General features: G+C 35.8%; 12 protein-coding genes and 2 tRNA genes. 3 read left to right on the top strand and 11 right to left on the bottom strand.

Annotation, left to right across the window (positions count from 1 at the left end; translation table 11 throughout):
- Nucleotides 1-12: 12 nt before the first annotated feature.
- The 10 genes from U8526_RS07890 to U8526_RS07935 all read right to left on the bottom strand — a co-directional run bounded on the left by U8526_RS07890 (nt 13) and on the right by U8526_RS07935 (nt 12,749).
- Nucleotides 13-1,407, bottom strand: coding sequence for an O-antigen ligase family protein (locus U8526_RS07890; protein WP_334341408.1), 1,395 nt, complete (start codon nt 1,405-1,407; stop codon nt 13-15).
- Nucleotides 1,408-1,484: 77 nt separating this feature from the next.
- Nucleotides 1,485-2,186, bottom strand: a complete 702-nt coding sequence (locus U8526_RS07895; RefSeq protein WP_334341409.1) for a GntR family transcriptional regulator — start codon at nt 2,184-2,186, stop codon at nt 1,485-1,487.
- 130 nt (nt 2,187-2,316) lie between these two features.
- Nucleotides 2,317-2,388, bottom strand: a tRNA-Gln gene (locus tag U8526_RS07900).
- 5 nt (nt 2,389-2,393) lie between these two features.
- Nucleotides 2,394-2,476 (bottom strand) — tRNA-Tyr (locus tag U8526_RS07905).
- Nucleotides 2,477-3,113: 637 nt separating this feature from the next.
- Nucleotides 3,114-4,589, bottom strand: coding sequence for a peptide MFS transporter (locus tag U8526_RS07910; RefSeq protein WP_334341410.1), 1,476 nt, complete (start codon nt 4,587-4,589; stop codon nt 3,114-3,116).
- 147 nt (nt 4,590-4,736) lie between these two features.
- On the bottom strand, nt 4,737-6,239 hold the full coding sequence (gene glpK, locus U8526_RS07915; RefSeq protein ID WP_334341411.1) for a glycerol kinase GlpK: 1,503 nt from the start codon (nt 6,237-6,239) through the stop codon (nt 4,737-4,739).
- Between the two features lie 40 nt (nt 6,240-6,279).
- Entirely contained in the window at nt 6,280-7,788 is a 1,509-nt protein-coding gene (gene glpK, locus U8526_RS07920; RefSeq protein ID WP_334341412.1) for a glycerol kinase GlpK, read from the bottom strand.
- A 93-nt stretch (nt 7,789-7,881) separates the two neighbouring features.
- Nucleotides 7,882-10,434 (bottom strand): YfhO family protein, encoded by a 2,553-nt coding sequence (locus tag U8526_RS07925; protein WP_334341413.1) that lies wholly within the window; start codon nt 10,432-10,434, stop codon nt 7,882-7,884.
- A gap of 646 nt (nt 10,435-11,080) precedes the next feature.
- Nucleotides 11,081-11,323 carry a hypothetical protein gene (locus U8526_RS07930; protein WP_334341414.1) on the bottom strand — a complete coding sequence of 81 codons (243 nt, stop codon included), beginning with the start codon at nt 11,321-11,323 and terminating at the stop codon, nt 11,081-11,083.
- Nucleotides 11,324-11,396: 73 nt separating this feature from the next.
- Entirely contained in the window at nt 11,397-12,749 is a 1,353-nt protein-coding gene (locus U8526_RS07935; protein WP_334341415.1) for an FAD-dependent oxidoreductase, read from the bottom strand.
- A gap of 1,811 nt (nt 12,750-14,560) precedes the next feature.
- Here U8526_RS07935 and U8526_RS07940 point away from each other — a divergent pair.
- From U8526_RS07940 to U8526_RS07950, 3 genes are read left to right on the top strand one after another with little or no spacing between them, the layout of a single operon-like run.
- Complete coding sequence (locus U8526_RS07940; protein ID WP_334341416.1) at nt 14,561-15,442, top strand: ABC transporter ATP-binding protein; 882 nt, start codon at nt 14,561-14,563, stop codon at nt 15,440-15,442.
- Complete coding sequence (locus tag U8526_RS07945; RefSeq protein ID WP_334341417.1) at nt 15,435-16,154, top strand: ABC transporter permease; 720 nt, start codon at nt 15,435-15,437, stop codon at nt 16,152-16,154. Before U8526_RS07940 ends, U8526_RS07945 begins: the two co-directional genes overlap by 8 nt.
- A gap of 9 nt (nt 16,155-16,163) precedes the next feature.
- Nucleotides 16,164-16,931: an ABC transporter permease gene (locus tag U8526_RS07950; protein ID WP_334341418.1), complete on the top strand. Its 768-nt coding sequence runs from the start codon at nt 16,164-16,166 to the stop codon at nt 16,929-16,931.
- 45 nt (nt 16,932-16,976) lie between these two features.
- Here U8526_RS07950 and U8526_RS07955 read toward each other — a convergent pair whose 3' ends face one another.
- Nucleotides 16,977-18,227 carry an NAD(P)H-dependent oxidoreductase gene (locus U8526_RS07955; RefSeq protein WP_334341419.1) on the bottom strand — a complete coding sequence of 417 codons (1,251 nt, stop codon included), beginning with the start codon at nt 18,225-18,227 and terminating at the stop codon, nt 16,977-16,979.
- Between the last annotated feature and the right edge of the window lie 5 nt (nt 18,228-18,232).

Here is an 18,232-nt window from a genome sequence, read left to right on the forward strand (position 1 = left end):
CTGTTTTTTTATTTACGATTCAACATCGATTGTATAAGGATCTTCATTTGTCCTTAAGAAGATTCGTGCATTAAGCATTGCATAAGCTAGGATCGAAACAAAGTAAATACTTACTGATGGAGCTTCAATAACGTGTCCCGTCATCAGCGCCATTCCAAATCCTAATGCCACACTAGCTACCAACATAGCCCATTTATAGGACCACATGTATTTGAATTTTCTGAGGAATGCTCCTAGCAAGTAAACTAAGCAGTACGCTAATGGCGCCATAAAGACGATCGTACCGATCAATCCAAATTGGAAGAAGATATCAACATAGTCCATCTCGACCAACTTAGCTTCTTTTTCACGTTTAAAGCTAGTTGCATAACCCATTCCAAACATTTTTTGAGCTGGCGTAGATTTAGCAAAGTTATGTGCCGCATTTTCAAAGTAAACGGTACGACCACTAAAGAGATAAGAAACAGTCTTATTAGTTTGAACATATTTCTTTTGATCTTTAGTAATTCCCTTCTTTGTCTTAGCCTTTTGTTTCTTATCCTCAATCATTTCCGTGTGTAACTCAGATGTCTTGGCAACTGCCATAGCTGGATAAGCAACAATAATCCCACCTAAAGTGATAGCTAATAATACAAAGATACCGGCAAAATATTTGCGACCATCTTTGTACATAAAGAATTGAATAATCGTTGCCAAAAGTCCCATACAGATACTGAATAGTAGAGCTAACAATGAACCCTTTGTTCCAATCAATAAATCTGCATAGATAGCAACAATAATCGTGATCCAATAATAAAGTCGTGTCCAAGTGTTTAATTTCTTCAGAGCGAACCAAATCATGATTGGGAAAGTAATAGAAACAATCGCACTCAATTCATTAGCGGCAAAGAACCAACCACTCTCACCTAACTTATAGTATGAATATGAACTGAAACTCGAATTAGTAAAGTGAGCAACGACCATAATAATACTAATAATATTTACAGCTAAGAAAACAACCCCAGGAAAGAATCGATTAATGATCCGATCCTCTGCCAATTCTTCAAAAGCATATAAGTAAGCTAGCAACATGACTGGATAGTACAAACTTTTGGCTAAAGTCGTAACTTCCAAAGTTGTGATAAACAATACTTTAGTTTTGTAATTTATAAACAAACTGATAGCCGAAATAACTGCTAACAAGACAAAATAGCCGATCATCATGAAGCCACGCCTATTGTCCCGATTTAAAATCAGAAATATCAGCAAATAGAAAACCGTGACCGCCATAACGGCCATACGAATCAATACCCCAAACGAAACGTTCATATGTGCTTGAGCCATCAATCCAGTAACAGCATCTAGTACTGGTTGAAAAACAATGTATAGCATCAAGAAGATACTGTACTTTTTAATAAAACTTTGCATATGTGGTGACTCCCAGTTAAAGATTTAAAAACATATCAAACAATATATTACCCTAATTTTTTTGCGAAAGAAAATGATTATCGCTCTAAATAAAATTCAAATCTATCTCCGGCATATTGTGAACGAACATATTCAAAAGGACGTTCATCGTCCAAAGTAGTAACTTGTCTTACTCGTAAGATAGCAGAACCACGTTTAACATTCAAAAAATTAGCTATCTTCTCAGATGCAAGGATTGCAGATACGGTTTGTGTAGCATTGCCCAATTTGAGACCTGCTTTATTTTCCAAGGCCTTGTACAAAGAAGACGTAATGTCTTCCTTATCAAGAGATTTTACAATATCAACTGGAATTGTCGCAACTTCAAAACAAATTGGTTGGTTATCAGCATAACGAATTCTTTCCATTCGTAAAATCTGATCGCCATCTTTTAATTTTAATTTTTCCATTTCACTGATTGAAGGATCAGCAACATGGTAGGAAACCGTCTTACTTGATGGTCTCTTACCCTGGCTTTCAGTTATCTCAGTAAAACTAGTTGTTCCAGACATTTTTTCTTGAACCTTACTACTAGCTACATAGGTCCCAGAACCTACCTGTCGTTGTAAAATTCCCTCGTCTACAAGCGTTTGGATGGCCTGACGCAATGTCATTCTACTAACATCAAAATCTTGTGAGAGTTGTCTTTCAGACGGAATACGTTCTCCAACGCTCCATTTGCCAGACTCAATTTCTTTTCTTATCTGATTGTGAATTTGTATATATACTGGTACCTTCATTTTTGGCACTCCTTTATGCGCATTACTTCCATCAATTATACAGTATTTCGATTAAAAATTAAGAACTGCTCGAAAATTAGAAAAATAAAAAGGCAAAATTCATATTCAGAATTTTGCCTTTTTTCATTAATTGGGTTAGCTGGATTCGAACCAGCGCATGATGGAGTCAAAGTCCATTGCCTTACCGCTTGGCTATAACCCAATGAATGGAGGGGAGTGGATTCGAACCACCGAACCCGAAGGAGCGGATTTACAGTCCGCCGCGTTTAGCCAGACTTCGCTACCCCTCCATGAGTTGCTCTGTCTTTATTCGACTTAATTATATTAACGAAAAACTGACTTCATTTCAAGTGATTTTTAAAAATAATTGTTAGTTTGGTACAAAATATGCTTAACTTGCCGGCCTCCGTAAAACTTGAGAATGCCTTGGAACGCTGCGGGCACGTTTTGAAACTAATTATTTTACACTCCGTGCAAAATAATAGATTTCCAAAATCGGCCTTATTGTAATCGGCATAGCCGATAACAATAATTTCGCGGCTGAAGGCATTCTCAAGTTTTACTCCGGCCTAAATAGTATTTCTGTTGTTTAGTTTCAGATAAACTATTTAATCCACTATATTGCACTTCGGGAAATATTTTCATATTGAAAAACTACCAAAATAAATGATCCCAGAAATATTTATTTCTATTCTGAATACAATATTCTAACTAAAAAATATTTCCATCTAATTTTAATAAGTATCATACAACGACTATACCAACTCCCAATATTCAAACTTCTAATTCCTAACAGATATCTCTTCCCTTTTCAAATTAACTGAAACAAATAATAAAACACGTTATTCAGTCGTTCGCCAAATAGAGGACTAAACAAAAAAGCCCCAACCGGTTTATTTTCCAGTTGAGACCATATTAAATTTAGTTTTAGTTAACACCTTGCATAAGCTTCTTGATCTTTGGTACAAACATGATCAAGATAACTGCTACAACAAGTGTTACGATACCAGTTACCCCAAAGAACATCATTTCGTTATGAGGATCTCCTGGATTGTATAACTTAACAATTTGAGCATTAGCAGCTTGTCCGGCTGAATCAGCTAAGAACCACATACTCATCATTTGACCCTTGAAGGCCTTAGGAGCAAGTTTAGTTGTAGCTGACAAACCAACTGGAGAAATTAACATTTCACCAATTTCAATGATACCCCAACTCAATACTAGCCAAAGTGGACTAACCTTAGCGCCAGGTGCTATTCCCATCAATGGAATAATCAATACAAAGTATGAAATAGCCGTAGCAACTAATCCCATCCAGAATTTAGATGGTGATGATGGTTGACGTCTACCCAACTTGATCCATAACCAAGCAAAGAATGGTGTATAGATAATAATGAAGAATGGGTTAAGCATTTGGAACAATGGTGCTGACAACTTAAAGCCAGCAAAGTTAAGATTTGTTTGTTCAGCAGCAAATAATGCTAGAACAACTGATCCTTGTTCTTCAATAGCCCAGAAAATAACGGCAGCTAGGAACAAAGGAATATAAGCAAGTACACGTGATCTTTCGATCTTAGTAACTTTCTTACTTGTTAACATCATGATGAAGTAACCGATTGGTAAAGCAATACCAAGGATACTGATAATCGTGATGATGTTATCGATTGTAAAGGCATGAGCAAAAATCATTACGATTACAATAATAGCGATTGCTAAAACAGAAAGAGCCACGCGTTGGAAGAACTTGTTACGCTCTTTATCGGTAATTGGATCTGGAGCATGTAAACTTTCTTCAGGAAGATACTTACGACCATCCCACCAGTAAACAATCAATCCAATAAACATACCGATAGCGGCTAATGAGAAACCAGCATGGAAGTTAAAGTGGTTACTCATAGCATTTACAGCAGGTGGAGCAAATAATGAACCTAGGTTGATACCCATGACATAAATACTGAATCCAGAATCACGTCTTGGATCACCTTCACTGTACAATCCACCAACCATTTCGGATACGTTTGGCTTCAAAAGTCCAGTACCAATAACAATAAGTCCAATAGAAACAAATAAACCAGTTTCACCAATAGGAAGTGATAGGACGATGTGACCAAGCATGATCAAGACACCACCCCAGAAGACTGTTCTTCTGGCTCCTAAAAGTCTATCACTGATAAATCCACCTAAAACACTAGACATGTAAACTAGTGAACCGTAGATAGACATAACTGAAGCAGCTGTAGTACGATCCATTCCTAGACCGCCCTTAGTTACAGCGTAGTACATGTAGAAAAGCAAAATGGCACGCATACCGTAATAACTAAATCTCTCCCAAAATTCAGTTAAGAACAGTGTACGTAAGCCTGTCGGTTGACCGAAGAACCCTCGGTCCTTTTTCTCATCCATTAAAAAATTCTCCTTACATTACACAACGATGTATTAATATTAAACTTTCAGAAACTTCATGTCAAAGTTTTTTTAATAAAATTCATAAGAATCCTTTTATATAAGCAATAAAAAATAAGAGTCTTTTAAGATAGACTCTTATTTTAATTAGATATTATGCTTAAATGCCATCGTTGCTTCAACGGCATCTTTCCAACCATCATACAGATTTGTCCGCGTGGATTCTGACATTTCTGGTTGATAAGTTTTCCCAGTTTCGTAATTTTTCTTAATATCATCTAAATCTTTCCAATAACCGACTCCTAAACCAGCCATAAAAGCTACGCCCAAAGAAGTCGTTTCCAATTCGGAGGATCTCTGTAAAGAAATCCCTAAAATATCGGCTTGAAATTGCATTAAATAGTCATTAGCTGAAGCTGCACCGTCAACTTTTAACATCTCAATTGGAATACCTGCATCAGAGCTCATTGTCTCAATAATATCTTTAGTCTGATAAGCAATCGCCTGCAATGTAGCCTTAACCACATCTTTATCAGTTGTGCCTCTAGTTAGACCAAAGATAGTTCCATGGGCTTCATTATCCCAATATGGTGCACCTAAACCAGCAAAAGCTGGTACTACGTAAACTTCATCGTCATCCTTAGAATTTTTAGCGGCATCGGATGTAGCTGGTGTGGAACTAATTAGTCGCATATCATCCCTTAACCACTGTAAAGCAGCTCCGGCCACAAAGACACTACCTTCTAAGGCGTATTTGATCTCACCATTCAAACCATACGCAATTGTCGTTAGCAAATTATTATCAGACATCGCTGGCTTATTACCAGTATTCATAACCGCAAAAGCCCCAGTACCATAGGTATTCTTTACCATCCCTGGTTCAAACGCCATTTGCCCAAACAAAGAAGCCTGTTGTGATCCTGTCATTCCTGAAATAGGGATTTCTGAACCGTAAAATTGATAGTTCTTTGTTATCCCAAATACTTCTGAATTAGATTTAACCTCAGGCAACATCGCACGTGGAATGTTAAAGAGTTTTAATAAATCTTCATCCCATTCAAGTGTATTGATGTTATAAAGCATTGTTCGACTGGCATTAGCACAATCAGTCATAAAACTTTCGCCGTCAGTTAATTTCCATAATAACCACGTATTGATAGTTCCAAATAAGAGTTCACCCTTTTCAGCTCGCTCTTGGGCACCGTCGACGTGATCCAAAATCCAACGAATTTTAGTGGCTGAAAAATAAGGGCTAATAATCAAGCCGGTTTTTTGATGAATTTCATCTTTATAACCCTCTTTGATCAAATCATTAGCCATTTTAGATGTCTGTCTACTCTGCCAAACAATTGCGTTATATATAGGAAGTCCTGTTTTCTTATCCCAAACAACCGTCGTTTCTCGTTGACTAGCGATTCCGATAGCTTTGATCTGTTTAGGTTTAATCCCTGAATCGATCAAAGCTGTAGCAATAGTTGTTTGCACCGCATTCCAAATTTCATTAGGCTCATGTTCAACCCAACCCGGATTAGGCAAAATCTGTCTAATTGGGTGTCTGGCCATCGCTACTTGTTGTCCATTGTGATCAAAAACTATTGCTCGAGCTGTTGTAGTTCCCTCATCAATTGCTAAAATGTAATCTTTTTCCATCTTTAACTCCTAAACAGCAAAAAAGGCGATATTTCGCCTTTTATTTAGTTGTCTTATGCTTGAATTTTCTTGTTGCACTGACTGCTTCACGCCAACCCTCATACAAATAATCAGCATGTTCTTGATCCATCTCTGGTTCAAAAGTAGCACCAGTAGCATATTGTTTCTTTATATCATCTAGGTCATTCCAATATCCTACCGCTAATCCGGCCAAAAAGGCAGCCCCTAGTGCAGTTGTCTCCAAATCCTTTGCTCTTTGGACTGGAGTTTGTAAAATATCAGCTTGGAATTGCATTAGATAACGATTATTAGCTGCCCCGCCATCAACTTTTAACGTTGGAATAGCGATACCAGTATCTTTTTTCATGGTATCCAAAACATCACGTGATTGATATGCCAATGACTGTAATGTAGCTTTAATGAAGTCATTCTTAGTTGTTCCTCGAGTTAAACCAAAGACAGCACCGCGGGCATCGGCATCCCAATAAGGTGCACCCAATCCGGTAAAGGCAGGTACAACGTAAACTTCATCTTGGTCAGTTGAAGCTAAAGCAGCCTCTTCAGATTCAGGAGCTGAGTCAACCAAGTTCATTGCATCTCTTAGCCATTGAATAGCTGATCCGGCAACGAAGATACTACCTTCCAAAGCATAATAAACTTTATTGTTGATCCCGTAACCGATAGTAGTCAATAAATTATTATCAGATAACTGTGGCTTTTCACCAGTATTCATAACGATGAAAGCACCAGTTCCATAAGTATTTTTAACCATCCCTGGTTCAAATGCCATTTGACCAAATAAAGCAGCTTGTTGATCACCAATCATACCAGCAATAGGAACTTCGGATCCATAGAAGTGATAATCCTTAGTCTTAGCATATACTTCTGAATTAGGACGAACTTCTGGCAACATTGCTTGAGGGATATTTAGAATTCTCAAAATATCTTTATCCCACTCCAATGTATGAATGTTGAAAAGCATCGTACGACTAGCATTAGAATAATCAGTTATATGAGCTGCTCCACCAGATAATTTCCAAAGCAACCAGCTGTCGATCGTTCCAAATAACAATTCGCCATCTTCAGCTCGTTTTTGAGCGCCTTTTACGTGATCCAAGATCCAACGAATCTTCGTGGCTGAGAAGTAAGGATCAATCAATAAACCAGTCTTTTCGTGGATCATATCGCCGTAGCCACGACCAGATAATTTTTCAGCGATATCAGTAGTCTGACGACTTTGCCAAACAATTGCATTATAAATTGGCAACCCAGTCGTCTTATCCCAAACAACGGTTGTTTCACGTTGATTAGTGATTCCGATACCCTTGATCTGATCTGGCTTAATGCCTGATTCAATAAAAACATTGGCTATTGTCGATTGAACTGCATTCCAAATCTCATTTGCATCGTGTTCAACCCAGCCTGGTTCAGGAAAATATTGCGTAAACTCACGTTGAGCATCAGCTATTTTATTCCCCTTTTGGTCAAAAATGATTGCACGAGTACTAGTCGTACCTTCATCTATCGCCATAATATATTCATTGGACATCACATTTCACCCCGTTTTTAATGTAAACGTTTCATATCAAAATCTTATAACATATACAGAAATTTGCAAATATTTCGATAATATTTATAAAATTTAGCTGTATTTTCTTTGCGATCTATCTTTGACCTTTATAATCCAAAGAAAACTCAAGAACAGTATAACGACAATAATAGAAACAAACCAGCCTAGTTTTAGTCCTGGGACCTGATAATTTAAAATTACGGTATGTTGTCCTTTTTTGAGGTCAATAGCCATCAGATTCGAAACCACTTTATGGATTTTAACTTTCTTCCCATCTACAGAAGCACTCCAACCATCGTCATATGGAATACTTAGCAACAATGGTGAATCCTCATCAACATTAATTGAACCTCGAACTGTATCGTGATTTAAATCAGAAGTGATTTGTAAAGATCTATTTTTAAATTTATCAACTGATAATTCAAACTTAGCTTCATCCAATGATTGGAAATATCTTGGATTTAAACCTAGTGACTTATTAGTCAAAATTTTAATTTCAAGTTGCTTATTTCGTTTGAAATCACCTAAGTATAACGTAGCGGCACTATAAACATTCATTGGCGAAGTCTTGATACGCTTGCCATTAACGTAAATCTTAGCTTTATCGTAATTAAAAGGCGTTACATAGAAGTATAACGGTCCTGATGCTCTAGTTGCCAATTGATAGGTATAGAGCTCGCGATTGCCAACAGTACGCTGTTGCATGCTGGTCAACAAGGCATTCTTAAAGTATTCTGCACTATTACCGTTCAAAGCTTGCCAGAGACGATCTTGATTAGATAAAGCTTGACCTGATTTCATTTTAAAATCATAAACATTTTTATCCACCAAAAAGCCCAAAGTCGGTGCATCGTAGTTTTCTTCAACATGATAATGATTGTCCCACTGTCGAACCCGATAATAGACACCTAGCAAAGCATTAGTCAATTTGGTACCACCATAATAACTGACTCTTCTAACGTTATAACTGAAGTATCCCAAATTTTGCATCATTTTTAAGGTATCTTGATTCAAAGTTGAACTATACAGACTTAATCCATTGATATTAAACAAAATGGGGTCGTTATAATTGTTATATTTTTCAGGAAAGGCTTTATTCAAACCCGATTTAGACACAATTATTCGGTGACCTAAATTACTACGTGCCTTTACCTCTTTTAAAATTTCATTCTCACGATCAAATTCATTCTCATAAGTAGCCTGATTTCCAAAGTCAGCCGTCGCCATAACTGAATTAAAGTTAGCGATAGCCTCAAAGCCGACCATTAAGAATATAATCAATAAGAAATTCTTATTCCGATTCAACATTAATAATAAGAAGCCTGAAAAAATGATACAAGCCAAACTTAGCCAAAAGTAACCAATACTGTATTCTATATTGATACTGTCAAAGCCGAGTTGTTCAATTATTTTAGGTAATAGCCATTCCGTTAAGTAACCCAAACAAATCAGGATTCCGGCCACACATGTACTCTTCGTTATAACGCCTATTTCATTAACAACTCCCCTCTGCCAAGCTTTTCTTGCAATGAAAATACAGGCGAAAGAGAAGATAAAACTGTTTCTGAACGGAAAACCAGCTGGATTTTGGAACATATGCCACATTGTATTAAAAGTCGTTACAAACATACTGACCAACAAAATTCCTAATAGGAAAACTGAATTCTGTTTGTCACGATTGCTTACCTGCGAACTTAAATAATAGCTTAATAATAAAATTAGAATAGTCGACGTTATAAACACCGACGGACCATGCTCCAAACGTTGATCGAAACTATTACCCCCGATTCCTAGTTCAGTTAAAGCCTCTAACCCAAACCGAGCTGACGGTAAATAGTTAAAAATATCAAATGATGTCTTAGCTGTCTTTAACATCCCAGACAAAGTTGGTAACAGTAGAACTGCTGAACTAAGACCTGCTAGAATTGACGAAATCAGATAACGTCTAATAACCAGCCACTTATCTTTTTGATGAAATAGATTGTCTTCCAGACCAATAAAGATAAAGAAACAAAGTGAAAAGATGCAGAGCATGTAACCCAAATAATAATTAAAAATTATCGACAATAGAATGGAAAAGTAATACAGCACATACTGATGATGTTTAATAACATGCATTACCCCAACCGCAACCAACGGCAACATGATCAGAGCGTCTAACCACATTAAATCGTAGAAATATGAGGCTACAAAGCCACAAAAACTATAAGCAATAGTAAATAACCAGTTAGTGACACTTCGCTCTTGAAAGTATTCTTTTAAGAAATATGCCATCGTTACACCCATTGTGGATATCTTGAGCATAATCAAAATATCAGCCGCAACCGGGATATTTCTAGCACTGAAAAAAATTAATAACAGATTAAACGGAGACAACAAATAGTAACTAATAACCGGGAAAAAATTATCGCCCAGAGACTGACTGAACAAATAAAGATGCACATTACCCGACACCAATTGCCGTCTCAATTCAGTCAAAAAAGTTAAGTATTGCGTTCCCAAATCACTACTCAAAAAATTATTATTACCAAAAGGGACCAAATTAGCACTAGCAAAGATAATCGAAATAATAACCAAATTAATGACAAAAGCTCCGGAATAATAAAGCAGACGACGTTTTTTCATATCGAAATTCTCCTTACTAACTAAGAAAATAATATGAGAAATTAAACAATAAGTAAAATTATTGACGCTCAAACACAAAAAAGGCTTGCTTACGCAAGCCCATGTTATTATCGTTTTTCATATTATTTACCTCGGATCAGTTAAATAGTTATTTGCTTTGAATGGTTTTTGTATTTTTGATTTGAATGATTTAGTACTTAAATTAGTTCAAAAATTTCTTTTCATTGTGGCTTCTGATCATCTTAGTACAAACAGTAGCTAAGACAGAGACGCCAGTAAGAACAAGAAACGGATGTTTTTTCATACACGTTCACCTCGTTTTTTTGAATAGCCATATTTGACTATGTGTACATAATAGCCTGATTTTATGAATTGAGTTTAAACAAAGTAAGAATAATTTGTGAATTTTAGAGAGCAGAGAGCGGAGCAGGGGCGGTCAGCTCCCGAGGATTAAGACTACTTTCTCAGTCGGCAACGAAGTGCCGGCAGAGAAAGTTGACTTAACCGGAAGGAGTTGCCCCTGCGAAGCTCGTTTCCACTATAAAACATAGAACAATGGTTATTTATTATTCTTCTCAATCTGCCCCAAAAATTCCTCCAACAACCCAGGATCAACCCCAGAAACACCATCTAACTTACCATATAATCAAATACCCAACCGATAATAACTATCTCCATCCAATTCAAATTTTTGCGCATAAACATAATGAATCGCTTCTTCATATTTACGATGCAACAATAACCGATCTAAATTTGTATAAATTTTTCCCTTCTGGTTCTGTTGTTGCTCAAATACTACTTCATTCTTCTCTTTACCCTTACCAAGAATAGCTCCAAATCCTTCGGCAAAAGATTTAATCTGACGCAAAATAAAGTCATCATCTTCCATCAACAACACCTTCTAAAAACAGTTTATACAAAAAAAGCAGCCCTAAAGCTACTTTATAAATTAAGCAATAATATTATTCGTTAACAGCTGAGTCAGCTTTTTCAACAGCAGCACCGGCTAGAGCACTGACATAGTTAACTGGTTTGTCGAAGTTTGGTTGGAACAAGAAGTCTACCATTGATAGTTCATCAATTGTAACTTTCTTTTGAATTGCTAGTGACAATAAGTTAGCTGACTGTGATACATCGTACATACTTGTCAAAGCGCCACCAAGAACAACTCTTGTTTCTGGATCCCATACTAAGTTCATCAAAACTGGTGTTGTTGACAACATGAATTCTGGACGATAGTTGTCTTCAAGTGAAACTTCAGCAACCTCTTTACCTAAAACATCAGCGTGAACTTTTGTCAAACCACTAGCAGCATATGTTCTACCAAATAGTTCAACAGCTGAACTGGCTTGTGTACCCATGTATGGCATCTTATCTTCTTCAATGTTCTTACCAACTAGAATACCCTGACGTACTGAGTTAGTTGCCAAAGGAATGTATTGGTTATCATTAGTTGGATTGTAGTGAACAGATGCAGCATCCCCTGCTGAGAAGACATCAGGAATACTTGTATGCATATATTTATCCACAATTAAGGCACCATTTGGCAATGTCTCAAATTTATCAGCAAACATCTTTGTATTAGGACGGAATCCAACACACATAACAGCAATATCTGCTTCATAAGTATTCTTGTCTGTCTTAACGATCACACTATGATCTGTTTCTTCAAATGATTCTACCTTTTCACTCAAGCCCAAAGTTACACCATTGTCACGATAATCCTTTTCGGCAACAGCTGACATATTTGGATCAAGATTCTTAGCCAAAACATTTGGTAGAGCATCGATCAAAGTTGTTTCTTTTCCTAAAGTAGCGTAACCTTCTGCCAATTCAGCACCGATATAACCGGCACCAATAACGATGGCACTCTTGATGTCTTTAGCGTTTTCTTTCAATTCATTTGCATTAGTCCAGTTCTTACATAGCATTACACGATCTGAATCAATACCAGGAATTGGAGGAATAATTGGAGCTGAACCAGTTGTGATGATCAATTTGTCATATGTTTGGCCAAAAGTATCACCATTAACTAAATTCTTTACTGACAATTTCTTGTTATCAAAGTCGATATCAGTCACATCATGTTGCATGTACATATGTGCGCCCAAATCAGTTAGAGCTTCTGGACTTGCATAGAACATCTTGTTAGGATCTGAAACACGATCACTTACCCACAGTGCGATACCACAGGATAGAAAAGATAAATTATCGTTTCTTTCAAATACGGAAACTTCCCAGTCTGGATGCTCTTTCAAAATATTCATTGCTGAAAAAGTTCCTGCATGAGTACAACCTACAATACTTACTTTCATAATAGACACCGTCCTTTTTTCTTATTATTATAATTTATTCACTAATACATTAAAAGCGTTTACAGAATATTTAAAAAAATATATTCCGTTTATATAGTATCTTGATATTCTCCAATAAATCCCCTTTTTAATCCTCACTTCCTTCAACTTTGTGGATTAACTCTTTTGACAACAGGATTTATGATACCGCTATCATATAATAAATGATGAAATTTGTGATATTAAAAACAAATAAATATTTTTTTCAAAAATGAATTTAATTGTTTAAACACATGTGGTATATTATATATGTGCTAGGGAGATATGGAAATGCAATTCCTTCCTTTTTTAACTCTTAATGAAGGTCGCGATACACATCCTCATATCGTTGATCTATAAAGCTCATTCGTATCAATAATAAAAATTGCCCCCCTCAATCAATTTTTACTTGAAAGATACGTTTGTAATATCCCATTACAATAATTTACTTTGAATGCTTTCATTAATTAATTAACAAATCCCTCTCTATTTGACAAATATGGAAACCTCACAAGCATTCATATCTTCCCCTGACACTACTGGTAATGCTGCTACACACATGGTGTAGCAAAAAAACAAGCCCGTCCCCCCAGATGAGCTGTTTTTTTTGCCCTTTTTTATTAGTACGAACATAAAAGGAACATTATAATCAATAAATTTTCAATATTTGTATCAGGCCAACTTAATTACGTTAATTAATAGGCTAGCTTTTCTTTCCAATCAAACCTTCTTTTAATGCTTTTTCATTTTACAAAAAATTATTATTGTGATATTAAAAACAAACAAATAAATTTACAATAATTGAATAATCATGTTTAAACACATGTGGTATATTTATAACCGTGAAAGGGGATAAGGCATGAATCGATATGATTCCTCCTTTATTACTTTTAATATGAAGATCTTAGTACCCCTCATACTATGATCTCCCAACTAAACAAACTAATAAATATAAATTGCCCCCTCAATCAATTTATGTTTATTGCGAGTTATCCCAATTACAATTCAATTTTGAATACTTTTCATTATTTAATACCAAATCCTTCAATTTGGAAATTTTATCGAAAAGATTCATGCATTGTTTCCTGACACTACTGGTAATGTCGTTGCATAATCGTAACGATAAAAAAGCTCATCCCTCCTCAGATGAGCTCTTTTTATGTCCTTTTATGTATACGTTTTCTAAGAGACGCAATATCGAATCATTATTGCGCAAAAGATTCTTTGATTTATCCTAAAAATAAAAAAATATTTTGTTCTATTTTGAACCAACATGTTTAAACATATATGGTATATTTATAACCGTGAAAGGGAAAAGATATGAGATGCCATTCCTTCCTTTAACTCTTAAAACAGTTACGATACATCCTCATATCGTTAACTCACAAAAATTGAATTCTTAATTGACCCCCTCAATCAATTAAGAAAAATCCCATTACAATAATTTACTTTGAATGCTTTCATTAATTAATCAACAAATCCCTCTCTATTATTAAAATTGGAAATCCTCATATAAGAGCATTCATATCTTTTTTCCTGACACTACTGGTAATGTCGTTGTACTCTTGTACAACAAAAACAAGCTCATCCCCCCTCAGATGAGCTGTTTTTTTGTCCAAAATTTTAAGTCAACCAAACAAACCCTTACCTATCAGGATTCTTAACTATGAAAGTAACTAATATTTGCGCCCTTGTCAGTTTCTCTTGTACCAAAGCTGATGAATACTTGCTTGTTTGTTACGGCGTTTTGGTCGAAATTGAAAGTATCAAATAGATCACAGAGGGTGTTACAGATGTTAGAAATCAAGCAGGTCAATACAATCATTGGCAAGAAAAAAATTATTAAGAACGCAACTTTTTCCATTTCGTCTGGCAGCATCGTAGGACTAATCGGTCCTAATGGAGCTGGTAAGACCACTATCATGAAAACTATCCTAGGTTTAACTAAGTTCAATGGGGAAATCAAATTAGATAACCAGGCCATCACTGAAAACAATCATCAAGCACTACAAAAGGTCGGTGCTTTAATTGAACATCCCGCTATCTATCCATTTTTAACTGGTATTCAAAACCTCAACCTCTATTCGACCGATCCAGATGATTTAAGACAGATTGTCCACTCACTAGGTATGGACAGTTATATCGATCAAAAAGCTAAAGAATACTCACTTGGAATGAAACAAAAATTAGGAATCGCCATTGCTCTACTGAATCATCCTTCTTTAGTCATTCTTGATGAGCCAATGAACGGCTTAGACATTGAGGCAACTATATTAATACGAAAAATTATCAAACAGTACGCTCAAAAAGGTTGTTCCTTCCTAATTTCTAGTCATATCTTAAGCGAATTACAAAAAGTCATGACCGAAATCGTCTTAATAGATAATGGCAAAATTATCTTGACCAAACCTATGTCGGCTTTTCTAAAAAATAATTACGACCATTACGTAATTTTAACTGATCAGCCTGAGAAAACTAAAGAGTTACTGGTAAATTACCAGACGACAAATTTCACAAATGAACATCTAATCGTTAACCGTGAAGACATTTCCACGATTCAAAAAATACTTTACTCTAATCAGATTAGCTTGCTGGAATTAATCCCTAAACGGCCCACACTTGAAAGAACTATCGTCACACTATTAAATGGTCAGGAGGTTGAGAATCATGCTTAGAAGCTTAAAACAAGAATTCTTCAAATTCCGCTATCAGCGAATGCCACTGTATGGATTAATGACCTTATTGATCCTGATGATTTACACTTACCTCACCAATCATAATGCTGATTTTCTTTTAAAAAGTGGTTTTGGGGCCAGCCAGTGGGTCATTATTATTTTGATAACCGTCGCCTCTTCGATCATATCCATAGAATACCAAAATAACACGATTATTAATCTACTCTACAAAACGTCTCAAAAATGGCAGATCTATCTGGCTAAATTTTTAGTCATGCTCTTCTACAGTCTTTTCCTACTATTAATGAACCTTATTTTTACTATAATTTTGAAATTTATTCTTTTTAATAACTATCACAACGCTTTTTTAAAACCTCTATTATTAAATCTGACAGGTGGATTTATCTATTCTTTTTTCATTATCGCTTTAGCATTCCTATTGATCTCTTGGTTAAAAATTAATCCATTAGTTATCGGAATTGGACTTGTCATGGGCTTTTTGGGTGCTAGTATTTCAACAGCACTTTACAGCATCTTTAATCCAATCAAGTGGAACCCACTGAATATGATCTACGTTTCAAATCAACTAGCTAATCCACACTTTATTCACAGTTCACATCTGAATAACTCAGAATTAATTGTTGCCACCTGTCTTTATGCGGCTCTATTCCTAATTGTTGGCTATCAAATCTTTAAGAAAAGGTCAATTTAGGTGAAAATTATGAAGCAGAGTATAAAAAATGAACTTTTCAAACTGACACATCAAAAAGTTACTTGGATTGCACCAATACTAGTTTTAATTTTAATGATGTTAACGAGGGCGTTTACCGACAACTCCGAACAGAGACTGTTGATCATGGCAACTTACAATTCCAGTGAATGGATTCTATTAGCTTTAATCATTGTTGGTTCAACAGTACTAACGATGGAATATCAAAATGAGACCATTCTCCTAACAATTTACAAATCACCTAGTAGATTTCAAGTTTTCATGTCCAAATTATTGGTCCTCTCTATCTACAATTTATTCCTTCATATTTTAGCCATCATCTTCACTTTGTTATTACAGTTGACACCTCTAAAAGCACACGTCTCCTGGCTAGTTATCAACAAGTATTCGCAAATTCTAGTTGTTAACATGTTGAACACAACCCTCGTTGATTTGGCTGCCTCGACTTTAATCGTCAGTCTGATTTTCCTCAGTTCCTGTTTGATCAAGTCTAATTCAATCGTTATAACGGTCAATATGGCTATCGTCTTTATGGGACAAACAGCTTCCTCACAGCTTTTGTTGACTAATGCTAAATTATTGAATTTCGTTAAATGGAATCCTTTAAATATGTACAATTTGACTGCCCAGTATTACAACTATGCTGTTTATCACGACACTAGTCACCTAAGCAATCCTGAATTGTTAATTGGGACTCTGATATATACGTTAATTTTCTTCGTCCTTGGATATTACATTTTTAGGAAAAAGAGATTTTGACAAAAAAACCAATAACTCAAAATCGAGTTATTGATCTCTTTGTTTTTAGTGTTCAGAAGCTCCACTTGTAGCATCAACTTCAGGCTTTTCAGGTTCAGCTTCTTCTTTAGAAGCACTAGATGTTGCATCCACTTCTGCATCAGCTTTCTTCGATGCACCAGCAGTAGCGTCAACCTTAGCATTTGGATCTGGAACTAACATTTGACCTGTTTCTTTCAAATACTCATCAACGATTGGTTTCAAATCAACAGCCCATTCATTAACACCCTTGTAGTTACCTTCTTCATCGTGCATAGCTTTGTAGTAATGCATAACATGATGATTGCTATCGCCACCAGGTACTGGCATTGATACTAGATCTGTCTTGCCATTTCTCAACATGTTGATAACTTGTTTAACGTGCTTGATAACACGTTCTTTACCAGGGTGAACATCAGCTAATGAATCACCGACTTGAGCAGGTGTTCTCTTAGCAAGCATCTTTTCAGTTGGTAAGAAACGATTGTAATAGATAAATTGATTGTTTTCGTCAACATAAGTTAATTCAATTGGTGTTGTCTTCAACATGTAATTCAATTGATTAACTGTTAACAAACCAGCATCCAACTTAACATATGTATTACCTTCAACAGCATTAACCTTTGCAGCAGCCTTATCTAACCAGTCATCATCAGCCATATCTACACCTTCTACAGTAGTATCAGTACTTCCTGAAGCTGTTAAATCTTCTTTTTCATAATTATCAGCATCGATCATATTAATCACCTTCGCAAATTTAATAAACTTCTGTAAAGTTGAATCAAGAAAATCAATTGTACGTTGATCCTTTAAATCACCATTGTCATCGAAGGCCTCTTTAACATTGCCTAATAAGAATTCGTTACCTGGCAATACGATAGCATTAACACCAGGTGCCTCCAAAATTTGTCTCAAATGCAATTGGGCACGTGATGAACCTTGTGTATGATAAGAAGCGCCTACGATCATAACGGGCTTGCCATCGAAAGGATGAATCTCATATGACAACCATTCGATAACATTCTTTAAAGCAGCGGGAACGGTATGATTGTGCTCAGGAGTAGCAATGATTACACCATCAGCTGACTTAATTTTGTTACTTAGTTTTTGAATCACAGCACTACTAGTTTGGTCATCATCTTGACTAAACATTGGTACTTCATCGATATCCAAAACTTCAATATCAATAACACCTTTACTGTGTTTGGCGATAAAATTCAATAATGTTCGATTGTATGATTGATCAGCAATTGAACCTGCAATACCTACTAATTTCATATTCG

Origin of the sequence: Companilactobacillus sp. HBUAS56275 (assembly GCF_036913655.1) — a bacterium.
In the GTDB taxonomy this organism is placed as follows: domain Bacteria; phylum Bacillota; class Bacilli; order Lactobacillales; family Lactobacillaceae; genus Companilactobacillus; species Companilactobacillus pullicola.